We start from the raw sequence: 15,197 nt of genomic DNA, 5'->3' as shown, positions 1-15,197 counted from the left end.
GCGCCGCCCGTCGCCGCCGGCTGCAGCCTGTCCCGGTCATCGGCCGGCGCGTCGCGCGGATCCGACGCCCGTCGTTCGCGGGCGATAGGCTGCCGCGCATTCCATTGAGGAGATCGTGATGGGCCAAGGGAATTCGCGTCGCACCGCTGCCGGCCTGTTGATGGCCTGCCTGATGACGTCATCCGCGTGGGCGGGTGACGACAAGAGTTTCAGCATCGGGCTGCAGGGCAGCGCACATGCCACGCTGGCCGACGTCGGCCTGCCTGGCTACCCGGGCGCCACGCTCTCCGGCGAAAGCCGTGGCGACACGCCTGCGGCGTCGCTGGGCGCCTGGGCCGGTTCCTTCGGCCTGCGCATCAACGTCATGAAGTTCCAGGTTGCCGACTCGCCGGCCCGCGTCGCCGCCTTCTACGCCAAGGCATTGGGCAGGCATGGTGCCGTGCTGGATTGCCGTGAGCCGGCCGCCCGCGTGAAGCCGCCCAAGGAGTCGGACACGCTCAGCTGCGAGGAGGGTGTGCCTCCGGCCGGCGAGTACGAGTTCCGCGCCGGCACCGCCAAGCAGTTCCGCGTCGTGCACATCAGCCCGCATGACGATGGCGGTGCCCGCTTCGAGATGGCGCGCATCGCTTTGGGCAACTAGAAGCGGCTGGCCCTGGTCAGTCCTTGCCGCCATCCAGCAGGGCATCGCGCAGCTGCGTGTCGGCCGGCGAATCGCCGAACCAGATGCGCAGCACCAGCGTGAAGAACTCGTCGTCACCGACCGGCTCGCCCTGGGCCTGGCCGGAGATGTAGAACTGCGTCCCCTTGCCCGGCACGAAGTCCATCGCGAAGGTGTCGCCGGGCAACAGCTTGGGCTTGCCCGAGAAGATCTCGATGAGCCGGTTCGTGGCCAGGGTGTGCCGGGTCAGCTGCGGGCTGGGCGTGTTGTCGCTGATGCCGCGCAGGAAGAGCCGGCCCAGGTCGGTGCCGGGCAGTTCACGCAGTGCGGTGAACTGCAGCCGCTTGGCGCCCGGCAGCGCAAACAGCTCTGCCGCCGTGCTGACATGCTTGCTCGTGTACAGGCCCATGTCGTAGGCCTTGAACACGAGGCGCACGCGCGTGCCCTTGCCATTGAGCTGCAGCGTGCTGCCGCCCAGCTGGGCCGTGGGTGCGAACTTGCTGACCGTGGGCGCGGCCGTGGCTTGCAGGCACAGGGCCGTGCCGGCGATCAACGCGGCCATGCGGGCGTGGCTGGCCAGCGTCTGAAGCTGAGTCATGTCTTCTCCAAAAGGCATTCTTCTCGCAGCGAGGCTGCTGCGGCGCCGCGATTCTGCTTGTGGAACCGACCGTACCCGGCCTGACGGATACCCTCAGGCGTGAATCCTCACGACCCGCACCGGCCGGCCGACGGCCTCGCGGGCGCGCAACTGGCCGCAGCCACCTTCCACGTCCTGGCCGGCAGAGTCGCGCAGCTTGGTCAGCACGCCGCGGCTAGACAGCTCGGCGGCAATGGCCCGCGCGCGTTCCCAGCTCGGTCGCGTGAAGGGCAGGCCTTCGGCGCTGTTGAAGGGGATCATGTTCAACAAACCATAGCGGCCCTTGAGCAAGCGCACGATGCCGTCCAGCTCCTCGGGGCCGTCGTTGACGCCATCCAGCAGCGTCCACTGGTACTGGATGGGATAGCCGCTGGATCGCGCATAGGCGTCGGCCGCCTCGACGAGTTCCTCGGGCGTCAGCCGCGGCGCGCGAGGCAGCAGCTCGGCGCGCTTGGCGGCGTCGGTCGTGTGCAGGGATAGCGCCAGGGCCGGCTTCACCTCGGCCTCGTTCAGCGCGGCGAAGGCGCGCTCATCGCCCACCGTCGAGAACACCAGCTGCTTGTGCGCGAAGCCACCCTCGCGGCCCAGCAGCGTGATGGCGTCCAGCACATTGGCCAGGTTGTGCGAGGGTTCGCCCATGCCCATGAAGACGACCTTGCGCAGCTTGAGGTTCTTGCGCCGGGCCAGCACCACCTGGGCCACGATCTCGGCACTGCCGACCTGGCGGATCAGCCCGTCCACGCCCGTCATGCAGAAGCGGCAGCCCACCGCGCAGCCCACCTGGCTGGACACGCAGACGCCGTCGCGTGGCAGCAGCACGGTCTCCACGGTCTGGCCATCGTTGAGGCCCAACAACAGCCGAGCCGACTCGCCATCGCCGCCGGCGTGCTCGCTGCGCAGCGTGACGAGGCTGTCTAGCTCCGCCATCAGTCCCGGCAGAGCCGCCATGACCGCCTTGGGCAGGAAGCCCTGCAACGGCCGTTTGCCCCCTTCCAGCGGCAGCAAGCGCACCCAGTGGCGCAGCACGCGGCTTTCGTGGTCGGGGTTGGCGCCGAGCGCACGCAGGCGCTGGCTGAGGTCGGCAATCAGCATGGGAACGGAGGTGACAACAGCCTGGCGATTGTCGGCGCTATGCTGGATCGACCCTTTTCACGAGGAGACACCATGGCCAAGCCCGACAACTGCGCCCCCGAAGAATGGGCCGTCCGCTGCGACCTCGCCGCCCTCTATCGGCTGGCGGCCCTGCACGGTTGGGACGACCTGATCTTCACCCACATCTCGGCCCGCGTGCCCGGCCCCGAGCATCACTTCCTCATCAACCCCTACGGGATGATGTTCGAGGAGATCACGGCCAGCAGCCTCGTCAAGGTGGACCAGACCGGTGAGAAGGTGGCGCCCAGCGACTACAACGTCAACCCGGCCGGCTTCATCATCCACAGTGCCGTGCACGAGGCGCGCGAGGACGCGCAGTTCGTCATGCATCTGCACACGGTGGCGGGCGTGGCGGTCAGCACGCAGCGCGAAGGCCTGCTGCCGATCTCGCAGCACAGCCTGTTTCCGCTGGCGTCGCTGAGCTATCACGACTACGAGGGCGTGGCGCTCAACCCCGATGAAAAGGCTCGCCTCGTGCGCGACCTCGGCAAGGCCTCGCTGATGATGCTGCGCAACCACGGCCTGCTGACCCTCGGCAACAGCGCGGCCGATACCTTTTTGAAGATGTTCATGCTGCAGCGCGCCTGCGAGATCCAGATCGCGGCTCAGGCTGGCGGCGGCGAGCTGATCCGCATCCCGCAGCAGATCCTGGCCGGCATCCGCGCTCAGAGCGACAAGGTCATGCGCGGCTCGGGCGCCGAACTGGCCTGGCCCGGATTGCTGCGGCGCCTCGCGCGACAGAACCCCGGGCACGACGCCTGAGAATGTCGGGGATGACCAGTCCCCGCTTCTTCGCCCTCGTCCCCGCCGCCGGCATCGGCGAGCGCTCCGGCGCCGGCATGCCCAAGCAATACGTCGACATCGCCGGTCTGCCCATGCTGGCCCATACGCTTGCGGCGCTCGCCGCCGTGCCGCGTGTGGCGCAGACGCTGGTGGTGTTGTCGCCCGCCGATGATCGCTTCGAGGCGGCGCTGCCCGATCACACCGGCTGGGTCGCCCGCGTGGGTGGCGCGAGCCGCGCCGAGAGCGTACTCGGCGGCCTGGCCGAACTGAGGCGACGTGGTGCGAGCGACGACGACTGGGTGCTGGTGCACGACGCCGCGCGCTGCCTGCTGCGCCCCGAGTGGGTCGATGCGCTGATCGGCGCCTGTGAGCACGATGCTGTCGGCGGCCTGCTGGCCCAGCCCGTGGCCGACACGCTGAAGGCCGGAGACGCTGACGGCCGCGTCACGGCCACCTTGGACCGCCGCGACAAATGGGCTGCGCAGACGCCGCAGATGTTCCGCCTTGGCCTTGTGGAAAAGGCGCTGACGGCGATGGGCGCCGCGGCGACCGACGAAGCCAGTGCTGTCGAGGCATTGGGTCTCGCGCCATTGCTCGTGCGAGCGTCGATGGCCAACTTCAAGGTGACCTGGCCCGAGGACTTCGAGCTGGCCGAGCGCTGGCTCAGCTCGCGAGCCTGAGTTCCAGATCCTCGCCGCTCAGGAAGTCCCCATTCGCCGGCACGTCCAGCCCGCGTTCCAGCTTGCCCTTGAGCTTGAGCTTGGCCGCCTGTTCGGGCGCAATGCGCAGCCGCAGTGCGCCGGGCGTGACCTGGTGGAAGAGGTAGTAGCCGTCGGCCGAACTGGTCGTCGTGGCGATGACCTCGCCCTGGCCGTTGACCAGTTCCACTTGGGCGTCGCCGATGCCGCGCTTCTTGCCGCCGGCCTCGACCAGATAGATGGTGCCTTCGACCTCGGAGCTCAGCACGACCGGGAACTCCAGTTGCTCCACACGCCCGGGCCGCGGCAGCACGCGCACGCCGGGTGTCAGCGGCTTCCACTGCGGGTCCTCGAGCGTGGCGGGGTCGAGCGCGATGTCGGCATAACGGCCTGGCGCCAGGCGGTTCAGCAGCGCGACGCCACCGGTGTCGGTCAGTCGCGGGTGGCGGCCGCCGCCGTTGAGCAGGAAGCCGGCATTGGCCACGAAGTCCTCGCCGGGGTCGCGGATGCCGTTCATGTTGCGGTCGACAAAAGCGCGTGCCGACACGGCGCCGCTGCCGGCAAGCGGCTGGCCATCGAGCTGCCAGCGACCGCTGCGCGGGTCGCGGTCCAGCGCCACAAAGAGCTGCAGGCCCATGGCCAGTTCATGCTGGCTGGAATAACTCGCGCTGACGGCCAAGCCGAAGCTGCCGAGGTTCTTGGCCAGGCCGCCCGACACCAGCGTCAGACCCGAGTCCATGCTGCGTAGCAGGCCGGCATTGATCTGGTAGCCGTCGGCGAGGTTGCGGTCGGCACTGATGGCCACGGCCTGCAGGCTGGCGCCGGGTTGCAGCCGGTACATGAATTGCGCGTTCAGGCCGATGTCGGCGACGCGCCGGCTCAACTGCAGTGCGCCGTCGGTGACTGTGAAGTCGCCACTGCGCTGCCAGCGCAGGCTGTTGGACAGGGCCGTACCCCACAGCATGGCCGATGTGCGCAGGCCGAGCTGGAGGTTGGCCGGCCCCTGGTCCAGCGCATTGCGCACGGCATTGAAATCGATGACCAGGCGCGGCAGGCCGCCCAGGCGCACGCCACCCTGCAGCCGCAGCTCCTGGCGCTGGCGCACGCCGCCGGCCACGTCGGCGAACTGGTCGTTGATGAAGCCGCCCTGGCGCTGGGTGTGCAGCAGGTCCAGCGCGAAGCCGCCCAGGCGCGTCTTCATGCCCAGCTCACCCAGGGCGCCGCCGCCGCGCATGCCGGTGAGCTGCGAGCTGAGGATCATCGAGTCGAGATAGGCCAGCAGGCCGAGCTGGCCATAGTCCAGCGCCTCGGCGACGACGCCGGCCACCAGGCGCGGGCGGCGCACCAGGCCGACCTTGCCGGTCAGCTTTTTGCCGATGCCGATGTCGGCCTGGGCGACGCTGCGCACCGAGCCGTCGTCGGCGACCTGCGAGGCCAGCGTGTAGAACACCTCGCCGGGCTTCACGCTGGCCTGGTCGAGCAGGAAGCTCTGCTTCTCCACGCGCAACTGCCCCAGCGGACCGTGGAAGACGAGGCGGAACTCGTTGGCGCCGAAGGACAGCGGCAGGTCATCGAAGGCGTAGAGGCCGTCGGCACGCGAGGACTGATAGCCCAGCAACTGGTCGTTGTAGTACAGCGTCACGTCCCAGCCCGGCGGCAGGTCGCCGCGCAGGCTGTGGCGGTCGAAGCTGTTCGGCTGGTCCAGCGGCCGGTTGCTGACCGACACACCATTGCCCTTGGCGCTGCCCTGCATGACGTTGCGCACGCTGGGCAAAGCCAGGTTGCCCAGGGCGACGGAGCGCGCCCGCAGCGGCCCGAGCAGGCCGGCATCGGGGTCGTTGCGGGCCAGCGTCAGGCGCAGGTCGGGCGTGGCCTTGTCGTGGGTCTTGAGTACATAGGCGGAGCCTTCCATGCCGAGCAGGTCGCTGGTGATGTAGGCCGTGTAGGCCGCCTTGTACTGGCGCGAGTTCTTGCCGCGGCGCGCGTCGGCGCCGAAGGATTGGTCGATGGAGGGCACGTCGACCAAGCCGGGTGTGGAGCGTGCATAGGGGTAGTTCGGCCGTTCGGCGGGTTGCAGGCCAGCCAGGGCCGCGGCCAGGCGCTCGCGCTCCAGCCTTTCCTGCAGCGGCAGCTTCTCGCGCGGGACGACCTTGAGCTTGAGGGTGGCGAGGTCGACCTGCAGGTCCATCGGCAGCCAGCGCGTCAGCAACTGGCGCGACACGTAGATGTCGTCGCCGACGACGCCGGCCAGGCGGGGCTCGAAGTTCTGTTCACGGCCGCCGAGGCTGACCAGGGACTCGGCCAGGTTCAGCGCAAAGCCGCGCTCGCCGGGCAGCCGGCCGTCGGCGCTGCCGCGGTCGGGCTTCACCTGGACGGCCAGCATCAGCAGGCGCGACAGCTCACCCAGCGGCAGCAGGGTCTGCGTGCCGTCCTGGTAGGCGGCCAGGCTGTCGGACACCACCTGGCCATCCAGCACCACCTCCAGCACCAGCAGGTTGGTCTCGTCGATGCGGCGCGGGCCTGTTGGCAGGGACGGCCGGGAGGGTGGCGTTGGCGGCACGGCGGCGACGCTGTCGCGCGCGCGCAGGCGCAGCTGCCAGTGCGGCAGGTCCACGGCCAGTTCCAGGCCCAGCCAGCGGGCCAGCAGCTGCGTCGACACATAGATGTCGCCACCGATCGCCTGGGCCAGCCGCGGCTCGAAGGACTGGCGCCGTTCGCCGATGCGAATGGTCGAGTCGATCAGGTCCAGGCAGAAGGGCTCGCCCGAGCCCGGCAGTGTGCCGGCGGCGCGGCCCGATGCGGTCTGCACGCGCAGGTCCAGCCCGAGCAGTTTGGAGACGGCCCCAAGCGGCAGCAGCACCTGGTAGTCGGTTTGATAGGCGTCGAGCGGCTCGGCCAGCGTGCGGCCATCGAGCTGCACCTCGAGCTGGCGCAGCGGCTTCGGCGCGTCGTCGGGCGCGGCATGGGCCAGCAGCAACGGCGCAACCAGCAGGGCTGCGGCGACGATGCGCTGGAGGATGCGGAGCGGAGCCATGGCGCCGAGCGGCGGGCGCCGGTCCGTCAGGGAAGGGCGAGGCTGGTCTCGGCCAGCAGCTTGCCGCCAGCCTCGGGCCGTTCGCGCAGGGCGAGCTTCAGCGTGCCGGCGGGCAGGGCGTTGCCGGAGGGCAGCTGCAGCGGCAACTGCACACGCCGGGCCGCGTTGGGCACGTAGACGGCCACGCCGCCGGCGCGCGCCACCTCGAAGGTGACGCCGGCCGTGGTTGTGAAGGTGGCGAGCAGGTCGCCATAGAGGGAGCGGTTGCCTTCGCGCTTCATCTGGAAGGACAGAGTGCCGGGGCTCGTTGCCGAGGCCGGCTGCAGGGCCAGCTCTGACAGCTCGGCCTTGGCGTGGGTCTCGCCCTGGCGAACGATCACGGGGATGGATGCGCCGACCAGGGCCTGGATGACGATGCCGACGTCCTTGCCCTCGCGCTTGGCCACGTCCTCGACGCTGCTGTTGCCGCTGGCCTCGGCCACGCGGTCGAACTGCAGATGCGAGCGGTATTCGCCAATGGCCAGGTCATCGGGCTTGCGCAGCAGGATGCGCACGATCTGTGAGCCGCCGGGCGGGATGGTGACCTGGCGTGGCGAGTAGCGCAGCATGGCATCGGCGAATTGCTCGCCGGGGCCGGGCGCGTCGATGGCGATGAACTCGCCATTCGGGCCCATGCGGCGGTTGACGAGGTTGATGCGATAGGTCTCGGGCGTCTTGCCCTGGTTCATCAGCTCGACCTGGGCGGCGCGCTGCTGCTTGTCGAAGACGATGCGCGTCGGGAACAGCATCAGGTCGGCCTGCGCCGCGCGCGCCAGCAGCAGCAGCCCGAGGGCCGCCAGCCGGATGAACTTGGTCTTTGCACGCATACCGGCATCGTCGCCAGGACTTGAGCGGTGCAAAGCTCGCAAAAGCACCGGAGTTGCCGGTCTTTACTGGTAGTTCACGGTGACGTTGAAGGAGCCGGAATAGCTGCCCGTGGCCTGCAGGTTGCTCACGGTCAGCGTGGCGCCGACGTTGATTTGCTGGGTGCCACCGCCGCCCAGCACGCCTGTGCCGGAGGGGCTGCTGACGAAGCTGTTCAGCGCCATGCTGCCGCTGGCGCCATCGGTGAGGAAGACGGTGCCGTCCACCGGCAAGGTGATGACGAACACCGCGCTCGGCGTGCCGGTGATCGTGAACTGGGCGGCACTGGCCGTGCCGGCCTGGTTGACGAGGATGACGTTGCCGGTCTTCGTGCGCGCGCCACCTGGGTTGACGGCGACCGTGCCGCCGCTGCCGGCCGTGAAGGCGCCGAAAGACAGGGCGCCGTTGTTGACCAGGGTCTGACCGGGCGCGGCCGCGCTGGCGACCAGCAGCAGCGCGGCCAGGGCGCGATGACGGGTCAGCCCGCGCATGGCCTCAGTTGAAGGCGACGGTGATGACGAGAGGGCCCTCGCCATCGCCGCCTTCCCCTGCAGGCAACGCGACGGCCACGGACACGGCTGCAGCCGGGCCACGCGCCAGCAGCGCCGCGCTGGCCGCGGGGACGATGTCAACGCCAAAGGCCTGCCGGGACTCCACCGCGCTGCCGATCCACAGGGGCAGGGCGCGCAGGATGGCCGGCGTGGTCGCACTGGCCACGCGAGTGACCAGGTCACCCGTGGCGGGGCCGGCTGGGGCGTCGCGCGCCAGCAGCAGGTCCTGCACACTGACGGGCACACCCAGCCAGGCGTTCACCGTCACGGGCACGATGACGGCCGCGCTGGCCTGGGCCGCGGCACTGGCGGCCACGGCTGGCGCCTGTGGCAACAGGGTGCACCACAGTGCGGTGGCGGCGCAAAGGCCGTGAATGCGGAAGGCGGTCGTCATGGCCGCAAGGAGGATAGGCCTCAGTTGTAGGCGACGGTCACCTTGACGATGCCCGTGTAGGTACCCGCGGCCTGGGCGGCGCCAACCGTCAGCTTGCCGCCGACAAAGATATAGGCGGCGCCGGCAGCCAGCGTGCCTGTGGTGGCGTCGGTGGTTTCGTCGGTCTTGCCGGTCGCCGTCGCGGTCGCGACCGCCTCGGTGATCCAGTCGATGGCCATCGTGTTCGCGCTCGCGTCGGTCAGCACCGTGTCGCTGCCGGTGTAGTCGATGGAGAAGGTGTTGGTGCCGGCGCCGGTCACGTCAAAGCGCGCGGCCACGGGCGCGACGCCTGTGGGCAGGACGGCCGTGCCGGACTTGGTGCGGGTGCCGTCGGTGGCCAGGGTCACGACGCCGTTGCCGGCGACCAGATTGCCGAACACGAGGTCGGCCGACTTGGTCACCGCGATGGGCTGCAGCACGACGGCGGTGGCGCTGGCGGTCGCGTTGTCGGCGGCCTGTACGCCGCGCATGCCAGCGGCTCCCAGCAGCACCAGGGCGCTCAAGGCCAGCAGGCTTTGCGGACGAACGGATCTTTTCAACGATGTGTTCATGGGGCGCTCCTCGGCTCCTGGATGTGCCGACCCGCGAATGCTGCGGGCCCGCTCAACAGGCTTATCGGCCGATCAGCGCCGAGCTTGACGGTCATTTCTTTACCAGCTCGGCCCCAGCAGCAAATAGGCCGCTGTCTCGCCGCCGCGCGTCGTGCCGAGCGCCAGGTAGAACGGCCCGAATCGCGTGTCCACACTGAGAAAGCCGCTGACGGCCTGCTTCCAGCCGCTGCTGGGTATGTTGGACAGCTTGAGGCCGGAGCCCGCGCCGATGGCACCCGTCTCCAGCGAGAAACCGACGCGCACCGCGCCGCCCAGGCCGACAGGCATCTCGCCGATGCGCCGCGCCATGACGACGCGCAGCAGGGCCATGTTTTCACCCACCAGCGACGCATCGGGCGTGCCAGACAGGCGCAGATAGCCCCCGAGAGAGCGCGCCTGACCGCGTTCGGCGTGGGCGAACTCGCCGTAGAGCTGGCCGGCCCACTCGCCCAGCCGCAAGGCCGACAAGCCGATCAGCGAGGCGTTGATGACGCTGGCCTCGCCGCGCGGATGCAGCCATTCGATGCGCGCCGTCGTCCACTGACCGCGGCTGGGGAAGGCGAGGGAGTCCAGCGTGTCGGTGTGCAGTTCCAGGTATTGCTGGCCATAGCTCTGCGAGCGGCGGCTGCCCTCTGGGACGACGGGCAGCACCACCTCGTCGCTGGCACGCAGGCGGCCGATGCCGAGCCGCAGGTCGCCCAGGCCGGCGATGCGGTGGCCGAGTTCCAGCTGCGCGCTGGTCAGGCTGCTGGACAGGCGCAGCGCGCGCTGGCCCTGGTCGAAGACGTCGTTGCTGCCGGCCGTGTAGGCAAGCTTGGCGCTGGCGAACCAGCGCGAGCCCGGGCCGAGCGGTTGGTAGAACTCGGTGTTGAGGCCGCGCGAGGAGCCGATGCGGGCGACCGAGCGCAGCTCCGCGCCCCAGGGGTTGAGCCAGTTGGCGACGTGCATGGCCACCAGCGAGTAGCTGTTGGCATCGGCGAAGTTGCTGTACAGCTCCAGGCCGAAGCGCACACGGCTGGCGGCCCAGTCAGCCTCGGTGAGCTTGAACTCGACGCTGCGCCGTCCGTCGCGGTCGTCGATCTCGGTCTCGATGCGCTCGAAATCGCCGGTGCCGTCCAGCCGCTCGACGGCCCGGGTCAGGTCGGCGCGGCCTACTGTGTCGCCCGGCTGCAGGGCCAGTTCGGCCCGCAGCGCCTCGGCGTTGACCCGCTGAGCGCCGGTAATCTTCAGCTCGGCCAGCGGCAGGGCACTCAACGCTGACTCGGGCGGGCCGAGGCGGCGGGCCTGCAGGGCCGCGTGGGCAGCAGGCGCGGCCAATTCCGCCAGGCGCTCGCCGGCGGCCAGGGCCGCGCGCCGGCCGGTGGCCATGGCCTCGTCGGCGCGGTAGAAGTCCATGAAGCCCATGCCGGGCAGGTCGGGGTCGATGACGATGTCCCGGGCGTTCAGCTCGCGCAGCGAGCGCTGCACGTTCTGCTCGGTCAGGATCTGCAGCATCTGGTTGGCCACCATGACGGCGCTGCTGATCTCGCGGTCTTCGAGCAGCGGCGTGCCGACGTTGACGGCGATGACGATGTCGGCGCCAAGCTGGCGGGCCAGGTCGACGGGGAGATTGCGCACCAGGCCACCGTCCACCAACGGGCGGCCGTTGACGCGCAGCGGCGCGAACACGCCCGGCACGGCCATGGAGGCGCGCAGGGCCTCAAACAGCGGCGTGTCGGCCTGGTCGAGCATGGCGCCGGAGAGCAGGTCGGTCGCGACGGCGCGAAACGGGATGGGCAGCTTGCGCAGCGGGTCGTCGGCGCGCGTAGCGGGGATGAGGGAGGACAGCGTGGCCTCCAACTGGCCATTGGCGGCGGCGCCGCCGGGCAGCATGGCACCGCGTTGCGGCGTGAAGCCGAACTCGATGCGCGAAGGAAGCCGCTCGTCATCCTCGCGGCGGCGAATGGACAGGCGCTCGCGCGCCGGCCGGTCGGCCAGGATGGCGTTCCAGTTCGCGCCCTTCACCAGGATCTCGAGCTCATCCAGGCTGCGGCCCGAGGCATAGGCGCCGCCGACCACCGCACCCATGCTGGTGCCGACGATGAGGTCTACCGGCACCTGCATCTCCTCCAGCACGCGCAGCACGCCGATATGGGCCAGGCCGCGGGCGCCGCCGCCGGACAGTACGAGGCCGATCCTGGGGCGCTGAGCGGGAGAGGGTTCGGCGGCCAGCACGGAGCCGGCGATCAGGCAGCAAAGAAGGAGCAGGCGTTTCATGGCGGCCCGCACCATAGCAGCGTCAGCGCAGGCCGAACTCCGCGAGCTCGCCCTGGCGGCGCAGTTTCTGGATGGCCTGGTGCAGCTTGTCGACCGGCTCCTGCGGCGTGCCAAGGTGGCAGGCCACATAGGCGTCCACGCGGCGCAGCGTCAGGACGCTCTTGACCGGCGCGCCGCCCTCGGCGCGGATCACGGGTTCGGCAGCGAGTTCGTTGGCGAACCAGAAGTCCACGCGCCGCGCCTGCAGCATGCGCAAGGCCGACACCGAGTTGTTGGCCTCCTGGGCGGCGATGCCCTGCTCGCGCAGCGATGCGGCGGGCGCAGACTCGCGCTGCACAACAACGCCGTGGCCGCGCAGGTCCTGCAGACCGTGCAACGTCGGTGCTTCGTCGGCGCGTGCGTAGATGACCAGCGCACCGCTGGCCAGGGGGCCGGCCCAATGGAAGGCGGCCTCGCGCTCGGGTGTGCGGGACAGGCCCACCGCGCAACTGCCGGGCGTGCTGCTGGCGGTCGCCAGTGCGCGCGGGATGGGCATGGCCAGGATGCCCAGCTGCAGGCCGCTGGCCCGGCCTATCTTGGCGAGCAACTCCGCGCCAGGTCCGCTGACCGTGCCGTCAGCAGCTACGTCGAACAGGCCGGGATTGGGAAAGACCAGCAGCTGGAGCTGCTGTGCCTGGGCCGTGCCACAGAGCAGCGCAAGCAACACAAGCAGATGCCGCATGCCGAATCTCATTGCCCTCCTTGAAGTGGCGCGCAGGGTAGCGCGTGGCTGCGCCCCTGTCTCCCCGACAATGCCCTCATGACCATCCCGAACGCTTTGAGCTCCCTGCGCATTGGCGAAGGCTGGGACACGCACCAACTCGTCACCGGCCGCCCGCTGATCCTGGGCGGCATCACCATCCCGCACACGCATGGCCTGCTCGGGCATTCGGATGCCGACGCGCTGGCGCATGCCATCACCGACGCGCTGCTCGGCGCCGCGGCGCTTGGGGACATCGGCGGGCTCTTCCCCGATACGGCCGCCGAGTTCAAGGGCGCCGACTCGATGGTGCTGCTGGCCGAGGCTTACCGACGCGTGCGCGAGGCGGGCTGGGCCCTGGTCAACCTGGACACGACCATCGTCGCCCAGGCGCCCAAGATGGCGCCCCACATTCCGGCCATGCGCGCGCGGCTGGCCGAGGTGCTGGGTGTGGACATCGGCCAGATCAATGTGAAGGCCAAGACGGCCGAGAAGATGGGGCCGGTGGGCGAGGGGCGGGCGATCGAGGCGCGGGCGATCTGCCTTCTTGCCGCTTCGGGGGTTCGCTAACATCGCGCCCCAACTTCCCAAGCCCGCGCACATGCACGTCGAACCTCCCGGCCACGCCCCGACCAATTTCAAGGAACTCGGCGTCCACTACGTGATGATCGTGCTGGGCATCCTGACCGCCCTGGGGCTGGAGGCGGGCTTCGAGGCGCTGCACCACCGCAAGCTGGCGCGCCAGACCATCGAACAGGTTGATTCAGAGCTGCAGGCCAATCTGACCGAGGTGCGCTCCACGATCATGCAGAACCGCACCGTGATGGAAGGCGTGAACGCCCTCTACGGCGAGGTGAAGAAGCTGGCCGAGCAGGGGCAGGCCAAGCCCGCGACGCTCAAGACCCTGCTTAGCGAGCGCCTGCACATCAGCGTGTTCACACCGGGCCTGCGCCGCGACGCCTGGGACACGGCGTTGGCCGACCAGGCCCTGGTGCACCTGCCGCACGCCGACCTGCGACGTTTGTCCGAGGCCTACACCGCGCAGCGCGATTCGCAGCAGGTCATCCAGTCCAGCTTCAGCGCGATCGGCTCGTTCACGCGGCTGACGGATGCGCTGGTCGATGCCGAATTCGGCCGCGGCGACCCGGTGGATCTCATCAAGGCGCTGCATGCCTACCGGCTGACGCTGAACGTGGTCATCGGGGTCGAGAAAGGGCTGGAGAAGCAGCTGGCGCAGTCGCTTGGCGAGGCGGCAGTGCCGGCGCCCGCCGCGAGCGCTGCTTCGGCCCACTGAGCGGCTCGGCTCAGGCCCCTTGCAGCTTGAGCACCGTGATGAGGCCGCCGCCCTGCGCATTGCTGATGGACAGCGTGCCGCCCAGGCGCTGCACTGACTTCTCGACGATGGCCAAACCGAGACCGGCACCGCTGGCGGCGGTGCGAGCGGCGTCGCCGCGGTAGAAGGGCACGGTGAGGCGCTGCAGGCGGTCGGGCGGCACGCCGGGGCCATGGTCGCGCACGCGCAGCTCCACCCAGGAGCCCTGGCGAGTGGCGCTCACGTCCACGCGCGCCGGCTCGCCTTCCGCATGGCCGTAGCGGCGCGCGTTCTCGAACAGGTTGAGCAGCACGCGGCCCAGCTCGGTGTCGTCGACGAAGACCTTGAGGGCCTCGCTGACCTGCACTCGAAAGCGGATCTGGTCGGGGTCGCGGAAGCCCTGCACCTCGCGCTCGACGACGTCGGTCAGCCGCGTCTCGCGCAGCTGCGTCTCGTTGGGCCGCGCATAGTCCATGAACTTGCTGATGATGGCGTCGAGCTGGTCGATGTCCTGGGCCATGAAGTGACGCGCCTGTTCGTCGCTGACGCTCATTTCGGTTTCGAGTCGCAGTCGGGCGAGTGGCGTGCGCAGGTCATGCGAGATGCCGGCCAGCATGACGGCACGGTCTTCCTCCAGCTTGGCCAGTTCGCGCGCCATGCGGTTGAAGCCCATGTTGACCTCGCGGATCTCGCTGGTCATGGTGTTCTCGTCCAGGCGCGAGTCGTACTCACCATCACGGATGCGGCCGGCGGCTTCCGCCAGCTCGCGCAATGGCTGGTTGATGAGGCGGGCGATCAGCGCCGAGCCGACGACGGTGGCCAGCAGCGCAATGACCACCCACCACCAGTTGCTGGCCAGCGAGATGGACAGCGGCGTCGCGCTGGTGCGCAACCAGAAGGCGTCCTCGCCGACGACATAGCGCACCCACAGGCCCGATACGTCGTTGACGTTGCGCGCGACGACGGTATCGGGCCCGAGCGTGTTGCGCAGCTCCGAAGCGAGCTGCTTGGCGAAGGGGCTGGTGTCGTAGGGCAACCAGCGGTCGCTGGTCTCGGCCACGCGCACCTGCACCGTGTCCCCGCGCGACATCGAGCTGATGACGGCGACGCGGTTGATGGGGTCGGTGTGCTCCAGCGCGATGCGGCTGAGCTTGACGAGGCCTGCCAACTGCTCGGCCGACTCCAGCGCGCGCGGCTGGGCCTCGAGCAGCTTGAAGGTGTATTGCCATGCCAGCACGGCGCCGGCCAGCAGCAGGGCCAGCCAGGCGAAGGTGCGCCAGAAGAGGTTCAGTGCGAGATGCGGACGGGCCATCACGTAGTCGAGTTGTGTTTGGGCCGAGCGCCGGGCCGCCCCAAGCCGGCCCGTCTGGCGATGTGCGAGCGGCTCAATGCCGCAAGCATCGCCGTCCCCTCGGGGGACCGACCAAGCTTGACTGCGTTCAGCGAGTCAA

General features: G+C 69.7%; 15 protein-coding genes. 5 read left to right on the top strand and 10 right to left on the bottom strand.

Features of this window, described 5'->3' with window-relative positions:
- Positions 1-118: 118 nt before the first annotated feature.
- Positions 119-640, top strand: a complete 522-nt coding sequence (locus tag ACXJLH_RS07510) for a hypothetical protein (RefSeq protein ID WP_457443269.1) — start codon at positions 119-121, stop codon at positions 638-640.
- Between the two features lie 16 nt (positions 641-656).
- On the opposite strand, the gene ACXJLH_RS07505 is transcribed toward ACXJLH_RS07510, so the two are convergent.
- Positions 657-1,256: a chalcone isomerase family protein gene (locus tag ACXJLH_RS07505; RefSeq protein ID WP_457443267.1), complete on the bottom strand. Its 600-nt coding sequence runs from the start codon at positions 1,254-1,256 to the stop codon at positions 657-659.
- Between the two features lie 93 nt (positions 1,257-1,349).
- Positions 1,350-2,387, bottom strand: a complete 1,038-nt coding sequence (locus ACXJLH_RS07500; protein ID WP_457443266.1) for an RNA methyltransferase — start codon at positions 2,385-2,387, stop codon at positions 1,350-1,352.
- Between the two features lie 72 nt (positions 2,388-2,459).
- Here ACXJLH_RS07500 and ACXJLH_RS07495 point away from each other — a divergent pair, with 72 nt between their 5' ends.
- Positions 2,460-3,209, top strand: coding sequence for a class II aldolase/adducin family protein (locus tag ACXJLH_RS07495; protein ID WP_457443264.1), 750 nt, complete (start codon positions 2,460-2,462; stop codon positions 3,207-3,209).
- Positions 3,210-3,220: 11 nt separating this feature from the next.
- A complete protein-coding gene (ispD, locus tag ACXJLH_RS07490) occupies positions 3,221-3,910 on the top strand; it encodes a 2-C-methyl-D-erythritol 4-phosphate cytidylyltransferase (protein WP_457443262.1) in 690 nt (229 codons plus the stop codon).
- Here the strand turns inward: ispD and ACXJLH_RS07485 are convergent.
- From ACXJLH_RS07485 to ACXJLH_RS07455, 7 genes are all read right to left on the bottom strand, one after another.
- Entirely contained in the window at positions 3,894-6,962 is a 3,069-nt protein-coding gene (locus tag ACXJLH_RS07485) for an MSCRAMM family protein (protein WP_457443260.1), read from the bottom strand. The genes ispD and ACXJLH_RS07485 overlap by 17 nt on opposite strands.
- 26 nt (positions 6,963-6,988) lie before the next feature.
- Positions 6,989-7,828, bottom strand: coding sequence for a molecular chaperone (locus ACXJLH_RS07480; protein WP_457443259.1), 840 nt, complete (start codon positions 7,826-7,828; stop codon positions 6,989-6,991).
- A 63-nt stretch (positions 7,829-7,891) separates the two neighbouring features.
- Positions 7,892-8,356 carry a DUF4402 domain-containing protein gene (locus ACXJLH_RS07475; RefSeq protein WP_457349824.1) on the bottom strand — a complete coding sequence of 155 codons (465 nt, stop codon included), beginning with the start codon at positions 8,354-8,356 and terminating at the stop codon, positions 7,892-7,894.
- 4 nt (positions 8,357-8,360) lie between these two features.
- Positions 8,361-8,810: a hypothetical protein gene (locus ACXJLH_RS07470; protein WP_457443257.1), complete on the bottom strand. Its 450-nt coding sequence runs from the start codon at positions 8,808-8,810 to the stop codon at positions 8,361-8,363.
- A gap of 20 nt (positions 8,811-8,830) precedes the next feature.
- Positions 8,831-9,400 (bottom strand): DUF4402 domain-containing protein, encoded by a 570-nt coding sequence (locus tag ACXJLH_RS07465; protein ID WP_082532691.1) that lies wholly within the window; start codon positions 9,398-9,400, stop codon positions 8,831-8,833.
- Between the two features lie 99 nt (positions 9,401-9,499).
- The gene (locus ACXJLH_RS07460; RefSeq protein WP_457443255.1) at positions 9,500-11,695 is read right to left on the bottom strand and encodes a patatin-like phospholipase family protein; all 2,196 of its coding nucleotides are present in this window, start codon (positions 11,693-11,695) and stop codon (positions 9,500-9,502) included.
- A gap of 22 nt (positions 11,696-11,717) precedes the next feature.
- Positions 11,718-12,416, bottom strand: coding sequence for a substrate-binding periplasmic protein (locus ACXJLH_RS07455; RefSeq protein ID WP_457443253.1), 699 nt, complete (start codon positions 12,414-12,416; stop codon positions 11,718-11,720).
- A 78-nt stretch (positions 12,417-12,494) separates the two neighbouring features.
- Between ACXJLH_RS07455 and ispF the strand changes: the two genes are divergently transcribed.
- Both ispF and ACXJLH_RS07445 read left to right on the top strand, forming a co-directional pair.
- Positions 12,495-13,004: a 2-C-methyl-D-erythritol 2,4-cyclodiphosphate synthase gene (ispF, locus tag ACXJLH_RS07450; RefSeq protein WP_457443251.1), complete on the top strand. Its 510-nt coding sequence runs from the start codon at positions 12,495-12,497 to the stop codon at positions 13,002-13,004.
- Between the two features lie 31 nt (positions 13,005-13,035).
- Positions 13,036-13,728 (top strand): hypothetical protein, encoded by a 693-nt coding sequence (locus ACXJLH_RS07445; RefSeq protein ID WP_056197939.1) that lies wholly within the window; start codon positions 13,036-13,038, stop codon positions 13,726-13,728.
- Between the two features lie 10 nt (positions 13,729-13,738).
- Here the strand turns inward: ACXJLH_RS07445 and ACXJLH_RS07440 are convergent, their stop codons facing one another.
- The gene (locus ACXJLH_RS07440; RefSeq protein WP_056197936.1) at positions 13,739-15,058 is read right to left on the bottom strand and encodes an ATP-binding protein; all 1,320 of its coding nucleotides are present in this window, start codon (positions 15,056-15,058) and stop codon (positions 13,739-13,741) included.
- Positions 15,059-15,197 lie beyond the last annotated feature (139 nt).

The sequence above is a fragment of the Roseateles sp. P5_E4 genome, assembly GCF_054049255.1.
The sequence above is the reverse complement of the archived record's forward strand: the minus strand, read 5'-3'. Positions and strand labels throughout refer to the sequence as shown.

Bases quoted from the DNA above. Each gene is read 5' to 3' on its own strand.
- ACXJLH_RS07510 (WP_457443269.1), top strand. From the start codon at position 119: ATGGGCCAAGGGAATTCGCGTCGCACCGCTGCCGGCCTGTTGATGGCC.
- ACXJLH_RS07505 (WP_457443267.1), bottom strand. From the start codon at position 1,256: ATGACTCAGCTTCAGACGCTGGCCAGCCACGCCCGCATGGCCGCGTTG.
- ACXJLH_RS07500 (WP_457443266.1), bottom strand. From the start codon at position 2,387: ATGCTGATTGCCGACCTCAGCCAGCGCCTGCGTGCGCTCGGCGCCAAC.
- ACXJLH_RS07495 (WP_457443264.1), top strand. From the start codon at position 2,460: ATGGCCAAGCCCGACAACTGCGCCCCCGAAGAATGGGCCGTCCGCTGC.
- ispD (WP_457443262.1), top strand. From the start codon at position 3,221: ATGACCAGTCCCCGCTTCTTCGCCCTCGTCCCCGCCGCCGGCATCGGC.
- ACXJLH_RS07485 (WP_457443260.1), bottom strand. From the start codon at position 6,962: ATGGCTCCGCTCCGCATCCTCCAGCGCATCGTCGCCGCAGCCCTGCTG.
- ACXJLH_RS07480 (WP_457443259.1), bottom strand. From the start codon at position 7,828: ATGCGTGCAAAGACCAAGTTCATCCGGCTGGCGGCCCTCGGGCTGCTG.
- ACXJLH_RS07475 (WP_457349824.1), bottom strand. From the start codon at position 8,356: ATGCGCGGGCTGACCCGTCATCGCGCCCTGGCCGCGCTGCTGCTGGTC.
- ACXJLH_RS07470 (WP_457443257.1), bottom strand. From the start codon at position 8,810: ATGACGACCGCCTTCCGCATTCACGGCCTTTGCGCCGCCACCGCACTG.
- ACXJLH_RS07465 (WP_082532691.1), bottom strand. From the start codon at position 9,400: ATGAACACATCGTTGAAAAGATCCGTTCGTCCGCAAAGCCTGCTGGCC.
- ACXJLH_RS07460 (WP_457443255.1), bottom strand. From the start codon at position 11,695: ATGAAACGCCTGCTCCTTCTTTGCTGCCTGATCGCCGGCTCCGTGCTG.
- ACXJLH_RS07455 (WP_457443253.1), bottom strand. From the start codon at position 12,416: ATGCGGCATCTGCTTGTGTTGCTTGCGCTGCTCTGTGGCACGGCCCAG.
- ispF (WP_457443251.1), top strand. From the start codon at position 12,495: ATGACCATCCCGAACGCTTTGAGCTCCCTGCGCATTGGCGAAGGCTGG.
- ACXJLH_RS07445 (WP_056197939.1), top strand. From the start codon at position 13,036: ATGCACGTCGAACCTCCCGGCCACGCCCCGACCAATTTCAAGGAACTC.
- ACXJLH_RS07440 (WP_056197936.1), bottom strand. From the start codon at position 15,058: ATGGCCCGTCCGCATCTCGCACTGAACCTCTTCTGGCGCACCTTCGCC.